The 4614-nt window shown below is 68.6% G+C and carries 5 protein-coding genes; all 5 read right to left on the bottom strand.

Going from position 1 to position 4614, the window contains the following annotated elements; translation table 11 throughout:
- Positions 1–607: 607 nt before the first annotated feature.
- Positions 608–946: a TonB-dependent receptor domain-containing protein gene (locus ACK59X_RS33685; protein ID WP_409963709.1), complete on the bottom strand. Its 339-nt coding sequence runs from the start codon at positions 944–946 to the stop codon at positions 608–610.
- A gap of 40 nt (positions 947–986) precedes the next feature.
- Entirely contained in the window at positions 987–2381 is a 1395-nt protein-coding gene (locus tag ACK59X_RS33690) for a sulfite reductase subunit alpha (RefSeq protein ID WP_409963711.1), read from the bottom strand.
- Positions 2378–3460: an FAD:protein FMN transferase gene (locus tag ACK59X_RS33695; protein ID WP_409963713.1), complete on the bottom strand. Its 1083-nt coding sequence runs from the start codon at positions 3458–3460 to the stop codon at positions 2378–2380. Before ACK59X_RS33695 ends, ACK59X_RS33690 begins: the two co-directional genes overlap by 4 nt.
- A 21-nt stretch (positions 3461–3481) precedes the next feature.
- Complete coding sequence (locus tag ACK59X_RS33700) at positions 3482–4282, bottom strand: DUF4198 domain-containing protein (RefSeq protein ID WP_409963715.1); 801 nt, start codon at positions 4280–4282, stop codon at positions 3482–3484.
- Between the two features lie 29 nt (positions 4283–4311).
- On the bottom strand, positions 4312–4614 hold a 303-nt coding region (locus ACK59X_RS33705), incomplete at its 5' end, for a DUF2271 domain-containing protein (RefSeq protein WP_409963717.1).

Genomic DNA, 4614 nt, shown 5'->3' on the forward strand with positions numbered 1-4614 from the left:
ACGCCGAAGAACTCCCTGCGCTGCCTCTGCGAGGCAGCTCCGGTCAAACAGCTTCGGCGAGCCAGATGACGATGCGCGTGTCCTTCGGCACGCGCTCACCCCAGGCCCTGCGCTTCTCGGCACGGTCAGAAGGGGGTGGGAGCGGGCTCCACACGGGCCATTGCTTCGCTCGGCCTGTGGTCCTTCGCTGCGCTCGGTTCGCCAGAGCGCCCGCGCCCCACATGTCGGCAGCGCACAGCGCGAACCGACCCCAGGCGCAGCTGCGAAGCAGCAGCCGTGTTTGTCCCCGCTCCCACCCCTTCTGGCTGCGCCGAGAAGCGCAGGAGCTGGGGTGGGCGTGTGTGCCGAAGGACACACACGCTTCGTCATCTGACTTGCCGCAGCTGTTTGAGCGAAGTTCGAAGAACGTAGCGAGTTCTGCGGCACCACCCCAGATCCGAGCATCGCAGGTTGCCCGCAGCGAAGCGAAGGGACGCAGACAGCGGGGCGCTATTTCTTTGCCTACTTTCTTTTTGCGCAAAAAGAAAGTAGGTGCGCCGCCGGGCGCACATCCCGGCCTCCGCCCTTCAACAAAGCACGCCCTATCAGAGCGAAGCGACAACCCCAATCACGCAATCAGAACTCGTAAGTAGCCGAAAGCCAAAGACGCCGCCCATCCTGGCCGCGTATCCGCAGTTCCCGGATCCCGGAAGCGCTCACTGCGGTACTCCACACGCAGCCACACATTCCACTGCCGTGAAGGTTCCCAGTTCAGCCGCGCATTGAGCGCATGCTCGGGCGTGTCCATCAGCGGCTTGCCCACATTCGGCCCGCTCTTTTGCTCGCTCTTCGTGTACGTGCAGTTGGCCGTGGCCGACCAGGCCCTGGTGATCGGAATGCGGGTGCTCAGTTCAAGCCCGCGCGTCACGGCCTCGTCCACATTGATGGACTGGCCAAACGCACCCACGCACGGTTGCAACGCGCATCCACGCACGCATGCGCCGCCCTCAGTACACATCGCGCCGGTAGCGCCCGCTGCGCACCAGCTCGGCCATGGGCAGGGGCCCCAACAGGCCGGTGAGGGCCATGTCCACGCCCTGCGCCATGCCCTGCAGGCTGCCGCAGACGTAGATGGCCGCCCCCTGCTCCTCGACCCAGGCCCGCACGCTGGCGGCCTGCGCCTGCAACAGGTCCTGTACATAGACCTTGTGGGCCGGGTCGTCGCGCGAGAAAGCCAGGTCCAGCCGCGTGAGCAAGCCAGCCGCCTGCCAGGCGGTGAGCTCGTCGCGAAAGAGGAAATCGTGCGCAGCGTTGCGCTCGCCAAACAGCAGCCAGTTGGGCCCTGCCCCGGCCAATGCACGCGCGCGCAGGTGACTGCGCAGGCCGGCGATGCCCGTGCCATTGCCCACCAGGATCAGCGGTCGCGCAGCGTTGTCTTCGAGCCGGAAATTGCGGTGCGCGCGCAGGCGCATCGGCACTGCGTGGCCCACCTGCGCGCCCTCGGTCAGCCAGTGCGATGCCAGGCCTGGCATGCCATCCTCGCGCATGGCCTGGCGCACCACCAAGTGCACGCGCCCATCGCTGGCGAGCGAGGCGATCGAATACTCGCGCGGGTGCTCCATGTCGCCGGGCACGCACACCTGCACCAGGTCGCCCGACTCCCATGCAGCCGCCGCGCCAGCGGGCGGTGCCAACTCCACCAGGTGCACGGGAGCCCCCTCGCTGCCGGGGTTCAGGTGGCTGCGTGCAGCCAGGGTCCATGGGTCGAACGCGGGCGCCTCCCACGCGGGCAGCTCGCTCAGGCTCGACACCTGCGCCAACTGGTGCTGCCAGGCCGTGAGAGCCGCAGGCGCACCGTTGTCCATCTCCACGCGCTCGAACAGCGGCGTGGCGCCACGCGCACGCAGCCATGCGTCGAGCTGGCGGCCAAAGCCGCAGAAGTGGGTGTACTGGCGGTCACCCAGCGCCAGCAGGCCGTACTGCAGTTGCGACAGGTCCGGCGCGGCCCCGTCTACTTTGCCCATGCACGCCTCCTGGAAGACCGCGGCATTGTCGGGCGCATCGCCCTCACCATAGGTGCTGGCCAGGAACAGGGCACGCTGGCTGCGTGCGAGCAAGGCCGCATCGAGCTTGTCGAGCGCACACAGGTGCACGGGCTCGCCCGCCGTGTGAAGCAGGCGCGCAGTCTCGCGCGCCAACTCTTCGGCCTGCCCGGTCTGGCTGGCGTACACCACCAGCAGCGGCTGCACGCCTTCGCGCGCCGATGCCAGGGCCCGGGCCTGTGCGGCGTGCGCCCGGAGCCTGCGCCGCTCGCGCAGCCAGATGGCGGCGCACATGGCGGCGTACAACAGCACCAGAGCGGCGGCAGCGGCCAGCCGCATCGCGGGATCGGAAACGTTCATGAAAATCCAGGAAAGCGCGCGGTGAATGCCGGGCTTGCGGTCCACACAGCGCCCTTGGCACTGCGTTCGCACAGCAGTGCCGCCACGCCTTGCTGCGTGGCAAAAACCAGGCCGTCGACCGGCCCCAGCACCGTGAGCACCGTGGCCAGCGCATCGGCATGCATGCATTCCGCGTGCAGCACCGTCGCGCTGGCCAGCGCATGCGCCACCGGCTCGCCGGTGCGCGGATCGATGGTGTGCGAATAGCGCCGGCCGCCATGGTCAAAGGCATGCCAGTGGTCGCCCGAGGTGGCGATGGCCATGCCCTGCAGGGGCAGCGCCCGGGCCGGGCCAGCAGCCTCGCCTGCCACGGCCACGCGCCAGGGCTGGCCACCAGGGCGTGTGCCGCTGGCGCGCAATTCACCGCCCACCTCGACCAGAAAATCGGTCCAGCCCTGCGCCTGCAGCGCCTGCACCACCAGGTCCACCGAGTAGCCCTTGGCAATGCCCGAGAGGTCCAGCTGCAAACCGCCAGGCTGCAGTACCTGCATGGAATCATCGCGCAGCACCAGGCCGGCACCGGGCGAGCGCAGGACCTTGAGCTCTTGCGCCAGAGGCATCGCCTGCGGCGCGGCGTGGTCCGCATGCGGATCAGGCCGGGGGCCAAAGCCCCAGCGGTCCACCAGCGCGCCCACGCCCACGTCGAATGCCCCGCCGCTGGCCTGCGCCCAGTGGCGCGCGGCCTGCAGCACCGCAAAGAATTCGGGCGACAGCGTGTGCCAACTGCCCGCTGGCGCACGGTTGAAGCGCGAGACCTCCGATTCCGGCTCCCAGTTGCTCATCTGCCGCACGACCAGCGCCAGTGCGGCTTCGATGGCCGCCCGCACGGGCGCCAGCGGTGCGAACAGCGGATTGCACAGGCGCACCGACCAGGTGGTGCCCATGGCCTCGCCCGCCAGGGTCTGCAAGGCCGGGGAGTCGGCTGCGCGCACCGGTGCATGCGGGGCGGCATGGCCAAACCCGCCGAACGACACCCGGGCGGAAAGGGGCGCAGCGCCAGCCGCTGCGCGCCCGAACCCGGCTCCGTAGTGCACCTTCATCCGCAAGACCTCAAGCCAGGCTCAAGGCAGGACTTCCAGCGTGCCGACGTACGACAGGCGGCGCTCCTTGGCCTGGGGGATGGAGGTCTTCTCGTCCTTGGCGTCGGCATCCACCCAGTACATGCCGGCGGCAGGCCAGGTCACGCTGAACTCGCCCTTGGCATCGGTGGTGGCCTTGATCTCGCCGATCTTGTCGCGGTAGCGCGTGGCGCCCGCCACCAGCACCACTTCGAGGTTGGCCGCAGGCTTGCCGTCCACGTGGAAGGCGAAGGTGGCCTTCTCGCCCTTCACCAGGTCGTTGGGGTGCGTCACGGGCACCAGCTCCAGGCCCTGGCCCGTGGGCTTGATGGCGCTGGGCTTGCCCACCGTCACAAAGGTCTCGATGCGGCCTGCGGACTGCGTGACCTTGAGGTCCTGCGCATCGGCAGGCACTTCGGCCGCGAACTTCTCGGCCGTGCCACGCCAGCGCTTGTTCTGGCCGGCCTTGTCCTTGTAGGTGGCGTTCAGGCCGCTGGTGACCACAGCCAGGTGGTAAGTGCCGGGCTGCGTGAGGTTCAGGTCGAACACGCTGCGCAGCTTGCCGCGGTGCGCGTTCTCGGGCTTGATGGACGAACCATCGGGTGCCACCACCACGAGGTTGTCCAGGCCCAGCGGGAAGTGGTTGAAGAAGAACAGGTCGTTGGACACGGCGGCGTCCACGGTGATCCACTCGGCCTTGGAGAGCACGGTGGTCGATGGCAGCAGCCACACGTTGTGGGCCTGGGCCGAGAAGGCGCCGCACAGCAGGGCGATGCAGGTGGCGATACGGGTCTTGATTTGCATGGAAAGTCTCCGGCTATGGGGTGTTGGTGTCAAGGCTTGAGGTCCAGGGTGACCTCACCCAGCTCGCTGCTGCCCTTGGCACTGAGCTGCTGGGCCTTGGCGGCCGGCCAGGTGAAAGGAATCGTCACCAGCTCGCGGCCGCCGACCTCGCGCGAGGCCTCCACCACCAGCTTGTAGCTGCCGGCGGGCAGCGCGGCCAGTTGCTTGGTACCTTCGTTGAAGGCCACCTGGTGCTTGCCCACGGGGCGCGTGGGGCTGGTCACTCCGTCGATGGGCACCGTGAGCTCACGGCCGGTTCGGCGCCACCACTGGCGCAGGTCCTTGAGCCACTT

The sequence above is a fragment of the Acidovorax sp. genome (genome assembly GCF_046339755.1).
In the GTDB taxonomy this organism is placed as follows: domain Bacteria; phylum Pseudomonadota; class Gammaproteobacteria; order Burkholderiales; family Burkholderiaceae_C; genus Acidovorax.

Coding starts and splice junctions, on each gene's coding strand:
- ACK59X_RS33700 (WP_409963715.1), bottom strand. CDS start 4,282: ATGCAAATCAAGACCCGTATCGCCACCTGCATCGCCCTGCTGTGCGGC.
- ACK59X_RS33690 (WP_409963711.1), bottom strand. CDS start 2,381: ATGAACGTTTCCGATCCCGCGATGCGGCTGGCCGCTGCCGCCGCTCTG.
- ACK59X_RS33695 (WP_409963713.1), bottom strand. CDS start 3,460: ATGAAGGTGCACTACGGAGCCGGGTTCGGGCGCGCAGCGGCTGGCGCT.